The organism is Nocardia sp. NPDC003999, from assembly GCF_053604885.1.
This window is the reverse complement of sequence record NZ_JBSGIB010000008.1, coordinates 245,286-263,504: the sequence shown is the minus strand read 5'-3', so window position 1 is coordinate 263,504 and position 18,219 is coordinate 245,286. Positions and strand designations below refer to the sequence as shown.

14 protein-coding genes, 3 tRNA genes and 3 pseudogenes are annotated in these 18,219 nt (G+C 67.4%); 16 read left to right on the top strand and 4 right to left on the bottom strand.

Annotated elements, in window-relative coordinates; translation table 11 throughout:
- Window positions 1–339 precede the first annotated feature (339 nt).
- From dnaN to ACWESM_RS18830, 8 genes and pseudogenes are all read left to right on the top strand, one after another.
- Entirely contained in the window at window positions 340–1,515 is a 1,176-nt protein-coding gene (gene dnaN / locus ACWESM_RS18865) for a DNA polymerase III subunit beta (RefSeq protein WP_355073428.1), read from the top strand.
- Window positions 1,516–1,758: 243 nt separating this feature from the next.
- Window positions 1,759–2,925: pseudogene (gene recF, locus ACWESM_RS18860) on the top strand (DNA replication/repair protein RecF); the annotation flags it as partial.
- 464 nt (window positions 2,926–3,389) lie between these two features.
- Window positions 3,390–3,959 carry a DUF721 family protein gene (locus ACWESM_RS18855; protein ID WP_355073426.1) on the top strand — a complete coding sequence of 190 codons (570 nt, stop codon included), beginning with the start codon at window positions 3,390–3,392 and terminating at the stop codon, window positions 3,957–3,959.
- A 128-nt stretch (window positions 3,960–4,087) separates the two neighbouring features.
- A pseudogene (locus ACWESM_RS18850) lies at window positions 4,088–4,998 on the top strand (alpha/beta fold hydrolase).
- A 311-nt stretch (window positions 4,999–5,309) separates the two neighbouring features.
- Window positions 5,310–7,355, top strand: coding sequence for a DNA topoisomerase (ATP-hydrolyzing) subunit B (gene gyrB / locus ACWESM_RS18845; protein WP_356963234.1), 2,046 nt, complete (start codon window positions 5,310–5,312; stop codon window positions 7,353–7,355).
- Window positions 7,356–7,425: 70 nt separating this feature from the next.
- Entirely contained in the window at window positions 7,426–9,942 is a 2,517-nt protein-coding gene (gene gyrA, locus ACWESM_RS18840; protein ID WP_355073421.1) for a DNA gyrase subunit A, read from the top strand.
- A gap of 39 nt (window positions 9,943–9,981) precedes the next feature.
- Complete coding sequence (locus ACWESM_RS18835) at window positions 9,982–11,166, top strand: DUF3566 domain-containing protein (protein WP_364434370.1); 1,185 nt, start codon at window positions 9,982–9,984, stop codon at window positions 11,164–11,166.
- Between the two features lie 222 nt (window positions 11,167–11,388).
- Window positions 11,389–11,462, top strand: a tRNA-Ile gene (locus tag ACWESM_RS18830).
- Window positions 11,463–11,652: 190 nt separating this feature from the next.
- Here the strand turns inward: ACWESM_RS18830 and ACWESM_RS18825 are convergent.
- Both ACWESM_RS18825 and ACWESM_RS18820 read right to left on the bottom strand, forming a co-directional pair.
- A complete protein-coding gene (locus tag ACWESM_RS18825) occupies window positions 11,653–11,844 on the bottom strand; it encodes a hypothetical protein (RefSeq protein ID WP_452492855.1) in 192 nt (63 codons plus the stop codon).
- A gap of 154 nt (window positions 11,845–11,998) precedes the next feature.
- On the bottom strand, window positions 11,999–12,214 hold the full coding sequence (locus ACWESM_RS18820) for a hypothetical protein (protein WP_355073416.1): 216 nt from the start codon (window positions 12,212–12,214) through the stop codon (window positions 11,999–12,001).
- A gap of 895 nt (window positions 12,215–13,109) precedes the next feature.
- On the opposite strand from ACWESM_RS18820, the gene ACWESM_RS18815 reads away from it, so the two are divergent.
- Window positions 13,110–13,370, top strand: coding sequence for an LppP/LprE family lipoprotein (locus ACWESM_RS18815; protein ID WP_355073414.1), 261 nt, complete (start codon window positions 13,110–13,112; stop codon window positions 13,368–13,370).
- 62 nt (window positions 13,371–13,432) lie between these two features.
- Here ACWESM_RS18815 and ACWESM_RS18810 read toward each other — a convergent pair.
- Window positions 13,433–13,505: transfer RNA gene (locus tag ACWESM_RS18810), tRNA-Ala, on the bottom strand.
- A gap of 201 nt (window positions 13,506–13,706) precedes the next feature.
- Between ACWESM_RS18810 and ACWESM_RS18805 the strand changes: the two are divergent.
- From ACWESM_RS18805 to ACWESM_RS18790, 4 genes and pseudogenes are all read left to right on the top strand, one after another.
- A pseudogene (locus ACWESM_RS18805) lies at window positions 13,707–13,943 on the top strand (hypothetical protein); the annotation flags it as partial.
- A gap of 68 nt (window positions 13,944–14,011) precedes the next feature.
- A tRNA-Ala gene (locus ACWESM_RS18800) sits at window positions 14,012–14,084 on the top strand.
- Window positions 14,085–14,227: 143 nt separating this feature from the next.
- On the top strand, window positions 14,228–15,754 hold the full coding sequence (locus ACWESM_RS18795) for a tyrosine-type recombinase/integrase (protein WP_452492853.1): 1,527 nt from the start codon (window positions 14,228–14,230) through the stop codon (window positions 15,752–15,754).
- 31 nt (window positions 15,755–15,785) lie between these two features.
- Window positions 15,786–16,283 (top strand): hypothetical protein, encoded by a 498-nt coding sequence (locus ACWESM_RS18790; RefSeq protein WP_452492851.1) that lies wholly within the window; start codon window positions 15,786–15,788, stop codon window positions 16,281–16,283.
- A 403-nt stretch (window positions 16,284–16,686) separates the two neighbouring features.
- Here ACWESM_RS18790 and ACWESM_RS18785 read toward each other — a convergent pair whose 3' ends face one another.
- A complete protein-coding gene (locus tag ACWESM_RS18785) occupies window positions 16,687–16,971 on the bottom strand; it encodes a helix-turn-helix domain-containing protein (RefSeq protein ID WP_452492849.1) in 285 nt (94 codons plus the stop codon).
- A gap of 376 nt (window positions 16,972–17,347) precedes the next feature.
- Between ACWESM_RS18785 and ACWESM_RS18780 the strand changes: the two genes are divergently transcribed.
- The 3 genes from ACWESM_RS18780 (at window position 17,348) to ACWESM_RS18770 (ending at window position 18,189) form a co-directional block, all read left to right on the top strand.
- Window positions 17,348–17,569 (top strand): helix-turn-helix domain-containing protein, encoded by a 222-nt coding sequence (locus ACWESM_RS18780; RefSeq protein ID WP_452492847.1) that lies wholly within the window; start codon window positions 17,348–17,350, stop codon window positions 17,567–17,569.
- Complete coding sequence (locus ACWESM_RS18775; RefSeq protein WP_452492846.1) at window positions 17,566–17,871, top strand: hypothetical protein; 306 nt, start codon at window positions 17,566–17,568, stop codon at window positions 17,869–17,871. The genes ACWESM_RS18780 and ACWESM_RS18775 overlap by 4 nt, the downstream gene beginning before the upstream one ends.
- A 129-nt stretch (window positions 17,872–18,000) precedes the next feature.
- A complete protein-coding gene (locus ACWESM_RS18770) occupies window positions 18,001–18,189 on the top strand; it encodes a hypothetical protein (protein WP_452492844.1) in 189 nt (62 codons plus the stop codon).
- Window positions 18,190–18,219: the final 30 nt, after the last annotated feature.

The following is an 18,219-nucleotide window of genomic DNA, read 5'->3' as shown; positions in this document are numbered from 1 at the left end:
TCGAGCGACGCACTTCGCCGTCCGCTCCCGGTTTCCGGCAAAGAAGAGGGACCGACCCGGAGCGGGATCACCCGTCCCGACGACCGATCGCCTGCGGCGTCCGCCCGACCACCGCACGCCCGGCCCGATCTCCCTCGCCGCCCCGCTCGCGTCCGCTCGTGGCTCGGCCATCGGCGGCACCGGAGGGTCGGGCTAGGTGCATGTCCCTCGCGCGGGTACGGTTTGATGTCGGTCGCCTGTGCCAGACTTCGAAGGCGGCCGATTCGGCAGGACCCTTTCGAGCACCGACACTGACGAGCCGACAACAGATCACGGAACCGGGAGAGGACAGATCGGGCGATGGAGCTTGCAAGCATGAAGTTTCGGGTCGCCCGCGAGGATTTCGCCGAGTCCGTCGCCTGGGTGGCGCGCAGTCTTCCGTCCCGGCCGCCGGTTCCGGTACTCGGCGGTGTGCTGCTGGTCGCCGACGAGGACGGCTTGACCGTCTCCGGCTTCGACTACGAGGTCTCCGCACAGGTACGGGTCGCGGCCGAGGTCGCGGGTCCCGGGCAGGTGCTGGTCTCCGGTCGTCTGCTCGCCGACATCACCAAGGCGCTGTCCAACAAGCCCGTCGACGTCTCCGTCGACGGCACGCGCGTGCTGATCACCTGTGGCAGCGCGAAGTTCTCCCTGCCGACCATGCCGGTGGAGGATTATCCCCAACTTCCCGAGGTGCCTCAGCAGACCGGTGCACTGAGCGTGGATGTCTTCGCCGAGGCGGTCGGTCAGGTCGCCGTCGCCGCCGGCCGCGACGACACCTTGCCCATGCTGACCGGTATCCGGGTGGAGATCGAGGGATCGCAGGTCGTGCTCGCGGCCACCGACCGGTTCCGCCTCGCCGTCCGGCACATCGAATGGCAGCCCGCACGCGCAGATATCGAGACTTCGGTACTCATTCCGGCCAGGACGCTGTCGGAGGCCGCCAAGACGCTCGGACCCTCCGACGCGCCCGTCCAGCTGTCCCTTGGCACCGGTGCGGGGTCGGACGGCCTGCTCGGCATCGTGAACGCGGGCCGCCGGACCACCACCCGCCTGCTGGACGCGGAATTCCCCAAGTTTCGCCAATTGCTCCCCAAGGAGCACACCTCGATCGCCACCCTGGCCGTCGCCGCGCTCACCGACGCCATCAAGCGCGTCGCGTTGGTCGCCGAACGCGGCGCGCAGGTGCGGCTGGAGTTCTCCGCCGACGGCCTGCTGCTGTCGGCGGGCGGCGACGATGCCGGCCGGGCCGAGGAGTGGCTGGAGGCGGATTTCCGCGGCGAATCCCTGACCATCGCGTTCAATCCCGGTTATCTCATCGACGGCCTGTCCGCGCTGCACGCCGACCGGGTCACCTTCGGCTTCACCACGCCGAGCAGGCCCGCCGTGCTGCTGCCCGCGTCGGAGGAAGAGCCCGAGGTACTCGACTCGGGGACGTTCGCGGCGCTGTCGAGCCCGTACATCTATCTGCTGATGCCGGTCCGGCTCCCGGGCTGATCGCCTGTGCACGATCTGGTTCCCGGCGGATCCGCTCCGCGTGATCCAGCGCGGGTGAGCGGTGCCGTCGCTGGAGAATTCCCAGCGACGGCAGAGAAATCGGTCGCCGCAAAGCGGAGGATCCACTTTATCCACAGGTGTTCCACAGGGGTATGGCTCGCCGAGCGGCATGCGCAGGACGCGCCAGCAATGCTTCCACCGGCGGAAATGTCCGCTTCGACGCAGGCAGGGGCGCGATAGCGGATGTTCGTCCGAGCTCTGTCGCTGCGTGACTTCCGCTCGTGGGAGCATGCCGAACTGGATTTATCCCCAGGTCGAACCGTTTTCTTGGGATCGAACGGCAACGGCAAGACGAACCTGCTGGAAGCGATCGGCTACCTGGCCACGCTCGGGTCGCATCGCGTCGCCACGGAAGCTCCGTTGATCCGGACCGGGACCGAGCGCGCCCGGATCGGCGCCACGGTGGTCAACGCCGGCCGCGAGCTGCGCATCGATGTCGAGCTGAATCAGGGCAGTGCGAACCGCGCGCAGATCAACCGCTCGCCGGTCCGCCGGACCCGGGAGATCCTGGGGATCCTGCAGACGGTGTTGTTCGCCCCGGAGGATCTCGCTCTGGTCCGCGGCGATCCCGGGGAACGCCGTCGATTCATGGACGAGTTGTGCACAAGTCGCCTACCCCGGCTGGCCGCGGTCCGCAGCGACTACGACCGGGTGCTGCGCCAGCGCTCGGCGCTGTTGAAAACCGCTGGGCGGCAGGCCAGGTCGAAGGCCGACCTGAGCACTCTGGACGTGTGGGACGGGCACCTCGCCGAGCATGCGTCCGTCCTGCTCGTCCAACGGCTGCGTTTGGTGCACGATCTCGCGCCCTATCTCGCCCAGTCCTATGCGTCGATCGCCCCCGAATCCCGGCCCGCGTCGATCGCGTATCGCAGCGCCGCGCTTCCCCCCGAGTTCCTGGATCCGGCCAGGCCTCCACGCCCGGAGGACACCGAGGAGCTCGCGGCGATCATGCTGCGTGAACTCGCCGCCGCGCGTCCGAGGGAACTCGAACGTGGTGTCTGCCTGATCGGTCCGCACCGCGACGACCTGGACCTGGTGTTGGGCGATTCGCCCGCGAAGGGGTTCGCCAGTCACGGCGAGTCCTGGTCGTTCGCGCTGGCATTGCGCTTGGGCGCGTTCGAGCTGCTGCGCGCCACCGGCACCGAACCGGTCCTGCTGCTCGACGACGTGTTCGCCGAGCTCGACCGGCGTCGCCGCGCCGCGCTGGCGGCCGTCGCCGCGAGCGCGGAACAAGTGCTGATCACAGCGGCCGTGCCGGAGGACGTGCCCGGCGAACTCGCCGCGCTGCCGCTGCGCGTCGAGACGGCGGGTGGCCCCGACGGCCGTGTTTCGCGGATCCTCGCCGAGGATCGGTCCGGCAGCGGAGGTTTCGACGGCAAACAACGGCAGGACCACGCCACGCCTCCGGCAGCCGAGGGCGAACGTGATCCGGTCACCGGATCGACGGAATCGCGGGCGCCCTAGCCATCCACAGGCGAAGTGGACAGAATCGCCATACACCGCCCCGGTCCACTACAGTGACCTCTCGTCGGGATCGTCGATCGAGTTCTCAACAGTTGAGACCGATTCCCCAACACCTGTGGAAAACTCGTCCGGTCACGCTTGCCCGCTTCCCCGAAACCTCACCCAGCAACAGCTGAGCAAGTCATCGAACTTTGCCGGAAAAAGCCAGTTTGGGCGGGGAACAGAGCGTTCAAACCGCTGCCTGCGGCAGGCAGTAGGCAGGATTCTCGGTGCAGGCAACCTTGTGCGACGGCTGGGGACAACTCGATCGAAGCTGGGGACAAATCATCGGACGCGGAGAAAGAGGGGCGATGAGCGATCAGCCTCCGGAGCCCGGATCCGCCGAATCCACCGGACCGGAACCCGAACTGCGCGGAATCGACCTGGCCCGGCGTGCCCTGGAGGAAGCGCGTGCGGCGGCACGGGCGAGCGGAAAATCCGTCGGTCAGGGGCGTTCCTCGCCTCAGCGCAGGCTGCGAACGGGTGGCCGCAGACGAACCGGATGGTCGGGCGCGGGTCCGGACGATCGCGATCCACAGTTGTTGTCCAAGCTGGCCGGCTCCATCGCCAGGAGCCGCGGCTGGTCGAACCGAGTCGCCGAGGGCATGGTCTTCGGTCGCTGGGCGGGCGTGGTCGGCGAGGACATCGCCGCGCACGCCACACCGGTCACCCTGAAGGACGGCGTATTGAGTATCTCCGCCGAGTCGACCGCCTGGGCGACGCAGCTGCGGATGCTGCAAAGCCAGATCCTCGCGAAGATCAATGCCGCGGTCGGGCAGGGGGTGGTGACCTCGCTGAAGATCTCGGGGCCCGCTGCGCCGAGCTGGCGCAAGGGCGAGCGTCATATCAAAGGTCGCGGACCGCGCGACACCTACGGATGACCACGGTGGCCAGTATCTGATACCGAGTGTTACGTTTATTCGGGGCGTTTCACGTGGAACGCCCCGGTTCGACGTCCCATCGGAAGCCCACGGCGTCGGATCGAAGCGTCCGCGCAGAAGGAATCTCGATGACGATCACCACCTCGGTCGGCCCGTTCCCCGCGACTGCGACCCGGACGGTTCACCGAGGCGACGTCGAGCTCGCGGTCTACGAGTGCGGCAATCCCGAGGGTGTTCCGATACTGCTGATCCATGGTTGGCCCGATACTCATCTGCTGTGGAGCCGGGTGGCGGGCCTGCTCGGCGGCCGTCATCGCGTGATCGCCTTCGACAACCGTGGCGCGGGGAGCAGTTCGGCGCCGGAAGCGGTCGAGGCCTACCGGATCGAAGAGCTCGCGCGGATGTCCGCGCGGTCATCGCCGCGGTCGCGCCCGGTGAGCGGGTGCACGTCCTCGGGCACGACTGGGGATCGGTGATCGGGTGGGAGTTGGTGGCCGCTACGGACGCCGCATCCGTCATCGCGTCCTTCACCTCGGTGTCCGGTCCGAATCTGGATTTCCTCGGCGCCTATCTGCGTGGACCGCTCACCTCGGCGCGGCTGCGCGGCGCGCTGACCCAAGCCGTGGCCTCGGCCTACACCGTCGCCTTCCAGATCCCCAAGCTGCCGGATCCGGCACTGCGCGTGTTGGCCAGCCGCTGGCCGCGATTCCTCGCGTTCTTCGACGGCCTGGACCCCGCGCTGGTAGAGACGGCGCCGACGCTGCGCACAGATATGGTCAACAACCTGAAGCTCTATCGAGCGAACATCCGGACCCACCTGCGTCATCCCCGACCGCGCCCGATCGAGGTGCCCGTCCAGTTGATCGTGGCCACCGGCGACCGCGCCGTGCGGCCCGTGGTGAACGCCGAGGCCGACCGGTGGGTGCCGCATCTGAGCCGGGTCGAGATCCCGGCGCGGCACTGGTCGCCGATCTCACACCCAGCGGAGCTGGCGCGCCACACCGCCGCGTTCATCGCTCGGGTCGACGCCGCTCGCTGATCCCGGGCGCTCGAAGGGTCGCCCTGCCAACGCATCTCTCAGCCCACTTCTGATGGATCGAAACCGGCGGGAGGCGGAACCGAGTCACCGAATTCCGATTTCTCGCATCCACGCCGCCGTGAGGGGTGTCGGAGGTGGGTTGTAAGTTGGCTGTACCAGTAGGATGGTGACGTAACTAGCGGCGATACCTTCGGCGCGTTCCGCACAGTCCGCGCGTGGACCCTAATTCTCCAGCAGGCATCACCAGGGCCCCACGTGTGCTGTCCGATCGCTCTATGCCGGGATCAGCAAGTAAGGAGAGCTACCGACCAGTGGCTGCCAAAGACTCCAACGCATCGGGTTCGACCAGAGCGACCGGGAAGCAGGACTACGGTGCCTCCTCCATCACGGTTCTCGAGGGACTCGAGGCGGTTCGCAAGCGTCCGGGCATGTACATCGGCTCCACCGGTGAGCGCGGTCTGCACCACCTGATCTGGGAGGTCGTCGACAACTCCGTCGACGAGGCGATGGCCGGATACGCGACGAAGGTCGAGGTCACTCTGCTGGCCGACGGCGGCGTCGAAGTGATCGACGACGGCCGCGGCATCCCGGTGGAGATGCACGCGCAGGGTATCCCGACCATCGAGGTCGTCATGACCCAGCTGCACGCGGGCGGCAAGTTCGACTCCGAGTCCTACGCGGTGTCCGGTGGTCTGCACGGCGTCGGCATCTCCGTGGTCAACGCGCTGTCGACGCGGCTGGAGGCCGAGATCGACACCGGTGGCTATCACTGGACCCAGGAATACAAGGACGCGAAGCCCGGCAAGCTCATCCAGGGCGAGCCGACGAAGCGGACCGGTACCACCATCCGGTTCTGGCCGGATCCGGACATCTTCGAGACCACCACCTTCAACTTCGAGACCGTCGCGCGCCGGTTGCAGGAGATGGCGTTCCTGAACAAAGGTCTCACCATCGTCCTCACCGACCAGCGGGTCAGCGACACCGAGATCACCGACGAGGTGGTCAGCGAAACCGCCGAGGCGCCCAAGCACGCCGAAGAGGGCGCAGCGCCCGCCGAGCACAAGGTGAAGTCCCGGACCTACCACTACCCGGGCGGTCTGGAGGACTTCGTCCGTCACATCAACCGGACCAAGCAGCCGATCCACAACTCGGTCGTCGCGTTCACCGGTAAGGGCACCGGCCACGAACTCGAGGTAGCGATGCAGTGGAACTCCGGTTACTCGGAGTCGGTGCACACCTTCGCCAACACCATCAACACCCATGAGGGCGGTACGCACGAAGAGGGCTTCCGCGCGGCGCTGACCACTGTGGTCAACAAGTACGCCAAGGACAAGAAGCTCATCAAGGAGAAGGACGGCAACCTCACCGGTGACGACATCCGGGAGGGCCTGGCCGCCATCGTGAGCGTCAAGGTCGGCGAGCCGCAGTTCGAGGGCCAGACCAAGACCAAGCTGGGCAACACCGAGGTGAAGTCGTTCGTGCAGCGCACCTGCAACGAGCACCTCACCCACTGGTTCGAGGCCAACCCGGCCGACGCGAAGACCATCGTCAACAAGGCGGTGTCCTCGGCGCAGGCCCGCGTCGCCGCCCGCAAGGCCCGCGAGCTGGTGCGCCGCAAGTCCGCCACCGACCTGGGCGGACTGCCCGGCAAGCTGGCCGACTGCCGGTCGAAGGACCCGAGCAAGTCCGAGATCTACATCGTGGAGGGCGACTCCGCGGGCGGCTCGGCCAAGTCCGGCCGCGACTCGATGTACCAGGCGATCCTGCCGCTGCGCGGCAAGATCATCAACGTCGAGAAGGCGCGCATCGACAAGGTCCTCAAGAACAACGAGGTCCAGTCGATCATCACCGCGTTCGGCACCGGCATCCACGACGAGTTCGACATCAGCAAGCTGCGGTATCACAAGATCGTGCTGATGGCCGACGCCGACGTCGACGGCCAGCACATCTCCACGCTGCTGCTGACTCTGCTCTTCCGCTTCATGCGCCCGCTGGTCGAGCACGGGCACGTCTACCTGGCGCAGCCGCCGTTGTACAAGCTGAAGTGGCAGCGCAGCGAGCCGGAGTTCGCCTACTCCGACCGGGAACGCGACGGCCTGCTGGAACGCGGTCTCGCCGCGGGCAAGAAGATCAACAAGGACGACGGCATCCAGCGCTACAAGGGTCTGGGCGAGATGAATCCGAAGGAACTCTGGGAGACCACCATGGATCCCAGTGTCCGGGTGCTTCGTCAAGTGACGTTGGACGACGCGGCCGCGGCCGACGAGTTGTTCAGCGTGCTGATGGGCGAGGACGTGGAGGCCCGCCGCAGCTTCATCACCCGTAACGCCAAGGACGTCCGCTTCCTCGACGTGTGACCTGCCCGAGGCGCCGCCGATGGCGGTGGCGCCCGGCAGTTTTCGCACGTCAGCCCGTTAAGGAGACTTCATGACCGACATCACCCTGCCGCCGGACGGTGCGGGCGACCGCGTCGAACCGGTCGATATCCAGCTGGAGATGCAGAACAGCTACATCGATTACGCGATGAGCGTGATCGTCGGCCGCGCGCTACCCGAGGTGCGCGACGGCCTCAAGCCGGTACATCGCCGCATTCTCTACGCCATGTACGACAACGGGTACCGGCCTGATCGCGGATACGTGAAGTCCGCGCGCCCGGTGTCGGACACGATGGGTAACTACCACCCGCACGGCGACTCGGCGATCTACGACACCTTGGTGCGTATGGCGCAGCCGTGGGCGATGCGCTACCCGCTGGTGGACGGCCAGGGCAATTTCGGCAGTCGCGGTAACGACGGCGCGGCGGCCATGCGTTACACCGAGTGCCGCCTCACGCCGCTGGCGATGGAGATGTTGCGCGAGATCGACCACGAGACGGTCGATTTCGTCCCCAACTACGACGGCAAGACGCAGGAACCGGTGGTCCTGCCGAGCCGCGTGCCGAACATGCTGATGAACGGCAGCAACGGCATCGCGGTCGGCATGGCGACCAACATCCCGCCGCACAACCTGACCGAGCTCGCCGCCGCCATCTACTGGGCGCTGGACAACCACGCCGCCGACGAGGAGGCCACCCTCGCCGCGTGCATGGAGCGGATCAAGGGCCCGGACTTCCCGACCGCGGGCCTGATCGTAGGCACCCAGGGCATCCACGACGCGTACACCACCGGCCGCGGTTCGATCAAGATGCGCGGTGTCGTGGAGATCGAGGAGGACAATCGCGGCCGCACCACGATCGTCATCACCGAGCTGCCCTATCAGGTCAACACCGACAACTTCATCAACGCGATCGCCGAGCAGGTCAAGGACGGCAGGATCGCCGGGATCGCCGACATCCACGACGAGTCCTCCGACCGCGTCGGCCTGCGCATCGTGGTGACGGTCAAGCGTGACGCCGTCGCCAAGGTCGTGCTGAACAACCTGTACAAGCACACCCAGCTGCAGACCAGCTTCGGCGCCAACATGCTGTCCATCGTCGATGGCGTGCCGCGCACGCTGCGCCTGGACCAGATGATCCGGTTCTACGTCAACCACCAGTTGGACGTCATCGTCCGGCGCACCAGGTACTTGCTGCGCAAGGCGGAGGAGCGGGCGCACATCCTGCGCGGCCTGGTCAAGGCGCTCGATGCGCTCGACGAGGTCATCGCGCTGATCCGCCGCTCGGCCAACACCGACACCGCGCGCACCGGCCTGATGCAGCTGCTCGACATCGACGAAATCCAGGCGACCGCGATCCTGGACATGCAGCTGCGGCGGCTCTCGGCGCTGGAGCGGCAGAAGATCGTCGACGATCTGGCCAAGATCGAAGCCGAGATCGCCGATTACAAGGACATTCTCGACAAGCCGGAGCGGCAGCGCGCGATCGTGCGCGACGAGCTGGCCGAGATCGTGGAGAAGTACGGCGACGATCGGCGCACCCAGATCGTCTCGGCGGACGGTGACGTGGCCGACGAGGATCTGATCGCTCGCGAAGACGTGGTCGTCACGATCACCGAGACCGGCTATGCCAAGCGCACCAAGACCGATCTCTACCGCAGCCAGAAGCGCGGCGGCAAGGGCGTGCAGGGCGCGGGCCTCAAGCAGGACGACATCGTCAAGCACTTCTTCATCACCTCGACGCACGACTGGCTGCTGTTCTTCACGAACAAGGGCCGGGTCTACCGCGCCAAGGCCTATGAACTGCCCGAGGCCAACCGCACCGCGCGCGGCCAGCACGTGGCCAACCTGCTGGCCTTCCAGCCGGACGAGAAGATCGCCCAGATCATCCAGATCAAGTCCTACGATGACGCGCCGTACCTGGTGCTCGCCACCAAGAACGGCCTGGTGAAGAAGTCGAAACTGACCGACTTCGACTCCAACCGCAGCGGCGGCATCGTCGCGGTGAATCTGCGCGACGAGGACGAATTGGTCGGCGCCGTGCTCTGCTCGGCCGACGACGATCTGCTCCTGGTCTCCGCGCTCGGCCAGTCGATCCGGTTCTCGGCCACCGACGAGGCGTTGCGTCCGATGGGGCGCGCCACCTCCGGCGTGCAGGGCATGCGGTTCAACGACAGCGATGAGTTGTTGTCGCTCAACGTGGTCCGCGCCGGCACATATCTGCTGGTCGCCACGTCCGGCGGTTACGCGAAGCGGACCGCGATCGAGGAGTACACCGCGCAGGGCCGCGGTGGTAAAGGTGTATTGACCATCCAGTTCGACGCGAAACGTGGCACCCTGGTCGGGGCGCTCATCGTCGACGACGAAGATGAGTTGTACGCGATCACCTCCGGGGGCGGCGTCATCCGGACGGCGGCTAAGCAGGTTCGTAAGGCTGGACGACAGACCAAAGGCGTGCGATTGATGAACCTCGCCGAGGGCGATACCTTGCTTGCGATCGCGCGCAATGCCGATGAGCCCGATCCCGATCAGGTCTCCGGTGGCGGCGACACCGGCTCCTCCGAGAAGTAACCCAACAGCGGCGGCAACGAACGGATCTAAGGATTCCCATTGACCACTCCGAATCAGCCGAATGACGAGCGGCACCAGACGAACGGTGTGACCGAGCGGATCGCACCGTCACCGATTCCGCCGCGGCCGATCCCACGGCCGGTCGCCTCGGCCGAGAACGGTCAAGGCCAGCAGAGCGGCGGCCAGCCGGGCGGTCACCCTGGTGGCGGCCATCCCGGTGGGCCGCAGCCGGGTGGTCCGCAGGGCCAGTCGAACGGGCCGCAGTCCGGCGGTCATCCGGGTGGCCAGCCGGGCAACCAGCCCGGCGGCAACCAGCCGCGCGAGATCCGCGATCCGCAGGTCGCGCAGCAGCAGGGCGCGCCCGACCAGGCGCCCGGAGGCGACGGCCAGGATCGCTTCGACCAGAAGACGACTCGGATCCCCAATCAGGCCCCGCAGTCCGCGCCCGAGAGCGAGGACAAGCAGCCGGTGGGCGCCGCCAATGGCGGACAGCAGTCGCCGTATCAGGATGGGTGGGCGCAGCTGCCGCAGCGGGAGCCGCAGTCCAACCTGTACCGCCCGGGGCAGGCCCCGGTCACCGGCCGCCCGACCTCGGGCGGTGCGGGCGGCGGCCTCGGCGGTAGCACGTCCAACGCGCGTACCACCGCCGACTTGGCCGCCAAGGCGGCGCGCAAGGAAGCGGCGATGGTGAAGTCCGTCGGCATCGACGGCCCCACCCGCAGCATCGCGCGGCCGGAACTGATCAAGGACATGCCGGACCTGTCCGAGATCCGGCATCCGCTGCCGCAGACCGAAGCCGCGGGCCAGCAGTCCGGGCCGGTTTCGCCCGCGGTTCCGGTCGCGGTCGCGGCGGTCGCCTCCGGCGAGCCGCTGCGGGCCACCGTGCAGATCCGTCGCATCGACCCTTGGTCGACGCTGAAGATCTCGCTGGTCATCAGTGTGGCGATGTTCTTCGTGTGGATGCTGGCGGTCGGCCTGCTGTACATCGTGCTCGAGGGCATGGGCGTGTGGGAGCGGCTGAACAACACGTTCACCGACATGGTGTCCCAGGACAGCGGTTCGGTGGGACTGATCGACGCGGGCACCGTGTTCGGGTACGCGGGCGTGATCGGCTTGATCAACGTCGTGCTGTTCACCGCGCTCGGCACCGTCGGCACCTTCATCTACAACCAGTGCTGCGACCTCGTCGGCGGCATCCAGGTCACCCTGGCCGACCCCGACTAGTCCCGGAACGTCCAGACGGCCGGTACTCGCCCAACGGGCAGAGTGCCGGCCGTTTTCGTGGATGCTGTCGCCTGACGGACTGTCATACCGGCGGCGCTGGACAGCGGCTGTCGCTGCCGCCGCAAGTGCGCCTCGCTAAGGCTTCTACCAGCCGTTTTGGTTCAGTGGATAGGTGTTGTGTAGTCTCTACACGTCGTTGTTCATGCAAACAACACAAACTACGGGCCTATAGCTCAGGCGGTTAGAGCGCTTCGCTGATAACGAAGAGGTCGGAGGTTCAAGTCCTCCTAGGCCCACCTCCCTCAGTGCCAGGTCAGGCGCCATTCCGGTCCTCTCGAGCCGATCTACCGTTGCGTCATCAACCGGCCGTCCGCCGTTCAGCGAACTTCGCCGCGTTCCCTGTAGACCCGGCGCGTCCGCTGCCTCACCCCGCGCTCCAGGGGCCGATACCGCACCGCCTACTCGGCGCTGATGCGTCAAGGACTTCTACGCCGATTGGCTGATGAAGCACCACAAGGCGAGGGCGGGGTGTGCGTCACAAAGCCCGCCAGCGACGGAGTCGGTCGGTGCCGGGGTGAAGGCCTCGAGCGGAAGGGGTTCTGCCGTGGCGGTGCCGGCGCCGACAAGGGTCGCGGCACTGATCAGCGCGCCGACGAGGATTCCACGCAGTGTGGACATCTGAAACTCCTGAAACGTTGGTTGGTAGCGATTCATGTGAGAGCGGGGTCATGTCGCCTGGGCGAGACCGCCGGGGGCACCGTCGTCCGGCAATCGCCGGTGCCCTGCGCACACGCCGGTCGGTCGTCGAAATCCCGGTCGCGCTCTCGGGGTTCTACTGGCAGAACTGGGGGCCCTGGTTCATGAGCATCAGCTTGATGATGGTGCAAAGGATTCCCGACGACGAACCGCTCGCCGAGCCGCTGTCGCCGGCGGCGATCGAGGACACAGACGGAGTGGGCTGCGAAGTCTCCGCCTGCGCGGTTGCGGCAGGTGCCAGCACAGCCACGGTCAAAAGCGCGCCGATGGTGAGCCGAGTGATTCGAGTCATGTCGAATCTTCCTTTCTCTCTTGGGTTTTCGGTCCGCCGAGGCGTACCGCCAAGTCCATCGGCGGCTCCACTTCCGCCGTTACAGCGGTGTTATCCAACGACCGTTCGCCCTCCGAACGCTGCGCCGGCCCAGAATGATCTCCTGCGGGACGGTGTTCTGGGCCTGGGCGATTTCCTGGAGGGCTCGCGCGTGCCCGAGATGTCTCCGCGTATCGGCACTTGCTGTTCAGACCGGAGACTCCCGCTGGACGCACCCCTGTAACACCGCGGGCGGTCGGTCCGACATCTCTGACAACAGTTGAGGGACAAGAACATTCGTCGCGCTGCGATGCCGCACGCGTCGCTTCGGCGCGCCGGTGATCGCGGCCCGAACGAATATCGAAACCGAAGCTCGGTCAGCAATTTCGAGGGGTGCGCAATGAACGTCAGACTATCGGCTGTGCTGTCGATCGCGGCCACCGTTGTGGTCGCAACCGCCGCGTGCGGGACCGACTCGAGCACATCGGCCGGGTCCGCGACGTCGGCGGGAAGTACGACCACCGCGTCATCGGCGGGTCCGGCGGCGACGCGGACAACAGCGATCGGCGAACAACCGGGGGCGGCGCCACAACCGGGAGGGTTACCACAAGCGGGAGGGGCGCCACAGCCGGCGACGGCGCAACAACCGGCTCCCGGGGCCACCGCGGTCCCGGAACCATCCGTTGCGGCGACCTCGTCTCCCGCTACGCAGTCGGCGCCGGAAGGTAGCGGCCACGGCCTGTGCTTCGACGTCAACTCGGCGCTCGCGGCGTCCTCGGTCGCCACGTTGGCCGCGCCGCCCGGTGGCGGGTCGTGGACGATCCAAGGGGCGAGCGAGGATCCCATCGCGGCGGGATGTTCCGGGGTGCTGTCGTGGATGACTGTGGAATGGCCGGGAATTCATCCCGGCACACACGTTCTCTTCTTCACCGGCGGGAAGTATCTCGGGACCGCGAGCGCGCGGCCATACGGGTACACGACAGTTCTGGGCAAGACCCGCGACACCGTGTCCGTGCAGTACCGCTGGCCGTTGAAGGACGACGCGCTGTGCTGCCCGCAAGGAGGACCGAGCGTCGTGACATTCACCCTGAACGGCACCACCGTGCAGGCGAACGGGCAGTTCCCGCCGGAGAACTGAACGGTCCACACCGGAACCACACGAAAAAGGCTCACGCTCCTCGAGCATGAGCCTTCGACGAGTGGAGCCTAGGGGAATCGAACCCCTAACCCCTGCCTTGCAAAGGCAGTGCTCTGCCAATTGAGCTAAGGCCCCTCCCGGGATCAGCGGGTGGTCACCTCGTGCCACATGTCCGCGTCGCTGCGCTGGCGCAGCTTGGAGATGCCGAAGAGAACCAGAACCACGACACCGGCGGTGAGAAGAAGTTTCATGGTTTCCACCCTACTGCGGTGCCCGAAGCCCGCCCAGAAAGACCCGAGCCGGATCTCTGATGGATTCGTCAAGACTGAACAATGAGCCATGACGATCGTGGCCGGAGCCGCTCTGTGTCTCGGCCAGTTATTGCCCGATCACCCCGACCGTGACGACGCCGCCGCCACCGATCAGGTCATCGAAGACCTGCTTCGGATGTTCGGCGTTCTGGCCGACGAGGCGGACGAGATCTGCTCACGCCCCCTGCCTTCCCTCGCGAGGTGCTCGAGCGCGCCGCCTGACCGGGCGTCACCCGGGGCGCGGCCGACGGCGCTCGGTTGACGCGACAACCTGCCGTTTTGACCATCTCAGCGGCGAGAAGGTAACGTTTTGCAGGCGTATGTACCCGCGGGGCCTTAGCTCAATTGGCAGAGCACTGCCTTTGCAAGGCAGGGGTTAGGGGTTCGATTCCCCTAGGCTCCACGCATTCCACCGCAGGTCAAGACGCCTTTTCGTGATCTTGACCCGCTCGTGTCCACGAGCCGCGTCCACGAAAGTGGCGCGGATCGGCAGCGGTCCACCGTGATCTGAGGGGATTTCGGCGCCCGACCCACCGAGGACTCGTGATGCCCACATCCACTCGCCGTACCCCCAAAGCCACGCCCACGCGTAAGCGCTCCCACACCCCCCGGCCGCGAGAGCGACGCGACGGTTCGATCGGGTGGCAGGTCCGCTACACGATCACCCGCGGCGGCTCGCCGGTCGCCACGTCCCAGGTATTCGACGACGAGCTCGAGGCGGTCCGTTGGGCCGCTCTGCTCGACAAGGTCGGTGCCGAGCGCGCCGAGGCGATCTTGCTCGCCCGCCTGGCCGCCGCTGCCGAGTCCGAACTGACCGTCGTCGAATGGCTGCGCCGCTACGCCGATCGCCTGCGCGGTATCGAGGATGCGACCCGCAAGCGCTATCACCGGTTCATCGACCTCGACGTCGCCCCGTTCTTCGGCGAGGACTGCCCGCTCACCGCCTACACCGAGGAGCTCGACGCGGCGTGGGTCCTGTGGCTCGAACACGAGGTGTGCCACAAGGCGGGCCGTCCGCCGGGCAACTCGCCGAAGACAATCCGCAACAAGCACGCGTTCGTGTCCGAGGCGATGGCCGCCGCGGCGCGGCACCGGCCCGAGCCGCTGGTGCCGTCGAATCCCTGCCAGTTCACGCGCCTGCCGCGCGCGAATGGCCGCCGTAGGGATTTCCTCACCCCCGCCGAGTACGAGCTCGTAGAAGCCGTTCTGTGGCCGAAGCACCGGCCGATGCTCGAGTTCATGGTGATGTCGATGTGCCGCCCCGGCGAGGTGTTCGCGCTCACCGTCGGCGACATCGACCCCCAGACCGGCGCCGTCAGCATCGACAAGGCGTGGAAGTACGCCAACGGGCGCCGGGTCCTCGGCGCGCCGAAATCCGAACGGGGCGTGCGCATCACGTACGTACCGCGCGAGACGATCGCCCGCCTCGACCTCGACCGCCCCGCCGACGAGCTGCTGTTTCCGAACGGCGCGGGCGCCGCTCACACCGTTACCTCGTTCTATCGGCAGATCTGGTTGCCCGCGCTGCGCCGCCTCGAGGCGCTGACCAGCCTCGACGACGACGACGCCGCGCGGCGCCTGTTCGGCCCGATGGCGCATTGGGAGGGCGAGAAGCCCGACGCGCTGCTCGCCCGCCACGGCCGCGCTACGGTCGAGCGACTGTCGCGGAAGTGGCTCACGCCGTACATCACCCGGCACACCGGGATCTCGTGGCGGCTCCAGGACGGCGTACCGATCTGGGTTGTCTCCCGCGACGCCGGGCACGAGTCCGTCACCACCACCGACCGCAAGTACGGCCACATCGACAACCGCGCGAGCCTCGACGCGGCCGAGCGAATCAGCGGGCGCCTGCCGTCCCTGCGGCACACCGTCGTTGATCTCGAGATGGCGCGTCGCCGGCGTCTCGTGCGGGCCGGTCTACTCGGCGAGGTCGACCAGACCGCCGACGGTTTCGAGGCGGTGTGGATGGACGCCGCGGGCGAGGTGCACTCGCGGGTGTTCGCCGATCTCGACGCCGCGGTCGAACACGTCGCGCTCCACGAGACCGGCGACCCGGTCGACGTGGCAGCGTGAGGCGATTGAATTTCGTATCAGGTGCAATGAAATGAAACTCACCGCAGGTCAATGCCGTTTCCCCATGACACCCGACTCGGTGTGTGGCGCCCCCGTGCCGCCACGCACCGGGCCGGGCCGCCCGGCCGCGTACTGCGCGGATCCCGGGCACAACGCCGTGCGCGCACACCGTGCCGCACGGCGTTTCGCTGCCGCGGCCGAGGCGCCGCCCGCCCACACCGACGCCGAGCGCCTGGCCGACGAGCTCGACCGTGCTCGCGCTCTCGTTGCCGAGGCCGAACGTGCCCGCCACCGTGCCGAATCCGACGCACACGCCGCGCGGCGCGAGCGCGACGCTGCCCTCGAGATGCGGGATCTCGCCCGCGAGGAAGTCGCCGAGGCGCGCGCCGACGCGGCCGAGACGGTGTCGCGGATGCGGGCGGACTGCGACCGTGAGGTCGCTGCGGTCGCTGCGGTCGCCGACGCCGAGATCCGGCGGATCATGACCGCGCAAACACTCGGCGAGCACCGGCCCCGTCGAGCGGGCTAGCTCGACACGCCCGGCGCGTAATCCCTTGACACGCGCAGGGTTTAGGCAATCCATACCTGGGGTTGGGTAACGATTGGGACAAATCGCGAGAGCTACATACCGGCCGCCATCGATCTGGCTACGCTTGCGTTACCCATTTGGTCCATTTCCGGGCGGGGGAATTCGCAGCCACCACGCGCACCGTCGCGCCCGGTAGTATCGAACACATGTTCGAACGGCGGGCGGGCCGTGACCGGTGGCGGGTGGACGATCCGAGGATGCAGCAATGGGCCAGACGAGCGAGAGTGGACGACATTCCGACGACATTGAGGACTTGATCGCCGCCGCGGCGACGATGCCGGCGAGCCGGTTCATCCTCGCCGTAGCCGCGCGCGGGCACGACCCTGCCGAAGTGCTCGACCGCCTAGTCCTCGCTGGGCCGCCATCCCTCATCGAGTAGGTCGCGCGCGTCCTGGTAGAGGACGCCGAGGCTGATCTCGAACGCGTTCGAGATGCGGTACATCTGCGGCGTCTTCATCGACACCGTCCCCTTTTCGATGCGGCCGATCGTCTTCTTGGACATCGGTGCCGACTCATCGGCGAGGCGCTCTTGCGACCATTTGAGGTTGCTCCGTCGGCGCCGAATTGCCTCGCCGAGCGCCTGGTCGAGCCGGAGTTCCTCCGGCGATCGGGGGGGTTCGGTGCTCATGTGGTCCATCTTGGGGTCCGATCTGTCCATCCGGCAAGTGACTCGGCCCGGTCATTGGCGTGTCCTATCGGTAGCCGAAAGGTCCCTGAATGGTCGCCGAGGGGGCGTGTCTAGGCTTGCTAAGGGACTAAGCGGTCCCTATTGTGGACCGCATGCACCCCGTCAACGCAGCTACGGCGAGCGTCGTTCGTGACCTCATTGCCGACTCGGGCCGCAGCGAGGCATCGATAGCTGACGCCGCGCGCATCCGACCGCGGACGTGGTCCCGGCGTATGGCCGGGGCGAGTGCATTCAGCTCGACCGAGCTGTTTCGGATCTCTACCGAGGTCGGCGTGCCGATCGCCGACATCGGCCACGCGATCACGGAGAAGATGCGATGACCACTGTCGACACCGTTGCCGAGCTCCAGCTCTACAGCCTCGCGGACACCGCCAAGATGCTGCGCGTCTCCGAGGACTGGCTCACCAAGCGGGTACGCGCGCGCAAGATCCCCGCCCGCAGGACCGGCCGAAAGTGGAGTTTCTCTGCCGAGGACATCCGCGCCGCGCACGAGTTCCTCGCCGTTCCTGCGGGCGATAGCCGGGACGGTGCCAAATGACCCCGACGCCGGAATTCGAGACGTTCGACCTTGACGCCGTGTGCGAGTTCACCGGCGCGCCGTCGGCCGACTGGCTGTACCGCCGCATCACCTCGGGCGAGCTGACCGCCGTCCTCGCCGGTCGCCGCTGGCGGATGACCCACAGCGACATGAGCCGCGTCGTCGCCTACATGCGTGCCGCCGCCGCGGCCGAGCTCGCCAAGCGCCCTGCCGCCACCCCCACCACCGCCGCGCCCTCGCCCGCCACGGCCGGGCTGAGTGCGCGCGGCGCCGCGCGCATGCGAAAACGCGCCGCCGCCTGACTCCCGATCGGCGTGCGCCGCGCCGAACCGGGGACGCGGGACCGACCGACGGACCGCCGGGTGCCCCCTCACACCCGAATCGGTCGGCCCCGCACCAAACCCATCCACCCATCCACGAAAGGGGCCTCGATGGCACCGAACGACACGCGGCCCCCGTCCATCCCAGACAGCCTCGCGTTCGCCACCGAGATCGCCCGCGCCTCGGTGCCGCTCGCGGCGATCGTCCTGCTCTGGATCTCGGTCGTCGCGTCCTCGCCGGTGTGGACCGGCCTCGCGCTGCTGTCTGTGATCGCAGCAATCGCGGCGGTCCGCCTGTGACCGCGGCGGCTTCCGCCCAGATTTCCCCGC

What these genes read in the sequence shown, in the direction of transcription:
- ACWESM_RS18785 (WP_452492849.1), bottom strand. Translation starts at nt 16,971, where the DNA reads ATGAGCACCGAACCCCCCCGATCGCCGGAGGAACTCCGGCTCGACCAG.
- dnaN (WP_355073428.1), top strand. Translation starts at nt 340, where the DNA reads ATGGAGCTTGCAAGCATGAAGTTTCGGGTCGCCCGCGAGGATTTCGCC.
- ACWESM_RS18795 (WP_452492853.1), top strand. Translation starts at nt 14,228, where the DNA reads ATGCCCACATCCACTCGCCGTACCCCCAAAGCCACGCCCACGCGTAAG.
- ACWESM_RS18855 (WP_355073426.1), top strand. Translation starts at nt 3,390, where the DNA reads ATGAGCGATCAGCCTCCGGAGCCCGGATCCGCCGAATCCACCGGACCG.
- ACWESM_RS18780 (WP_452492847.1), top strand. Translation starts at nt 17,348, where the DNA reads ATGACCACTGTCGACACCGTTGCCGAGCTCCAGCTCTACAGCCTCGCG.
- ACWESM_RS18775 (WP_452492846.1), top strand. Translation starts at nt 17,566, where the DNA reads ATGACCCCGACGCCGGAATTCGAGACGTTCGACCTTGACGCCGTGTGC.
- ACWESM_RS18790 (WP_452492851.1), top strand. Translation starts at nt 15,786, where the DNA reads ATGAAACTCACCGCAGGTCAATGCCGTTTCCCCATGACACCCGACTCG.
- gyrA (WP_355073421.1), top strand. Translation starts at nt 7,426, where the DNA reads ATGACCGACATCACCCTGCCGCCGGACGGTGCGGGCGACCGCGTCGAA.
- ACWESM_RS18820 (WP_355073416.1), bottom strand. Translation starts at nt 12,214, where the DNA reads ATGACTCGAATCACTCGGCTCACCATCGGCGCGCTTTTGACCGTGGCT.
- ACWESM_RS18815 (WP_355073414.1), top strand. Translation starts at nt 13,110, where the DNA reads ATGACTGTGGAATGGCCGGGAATTCATCCCGGCACACACGTTCTCTTC.
- ACWESM_RS18770 (WP_452492844.1), top strand. Translation starts at nt 18,001, where the DNA reads ATGGCACCGAACGACACGCGGCCCCCGTCCATCCCAGACAGCCTCGCG.
- ACWESM_RS18825 (WP_452492855.1), bottom strand. Translation starts at nt 11,844, where the DNA reads ATGTCCACACTGCGTGGAATCCTCGTCGGCGCGCTGATCAGTGCCGCG.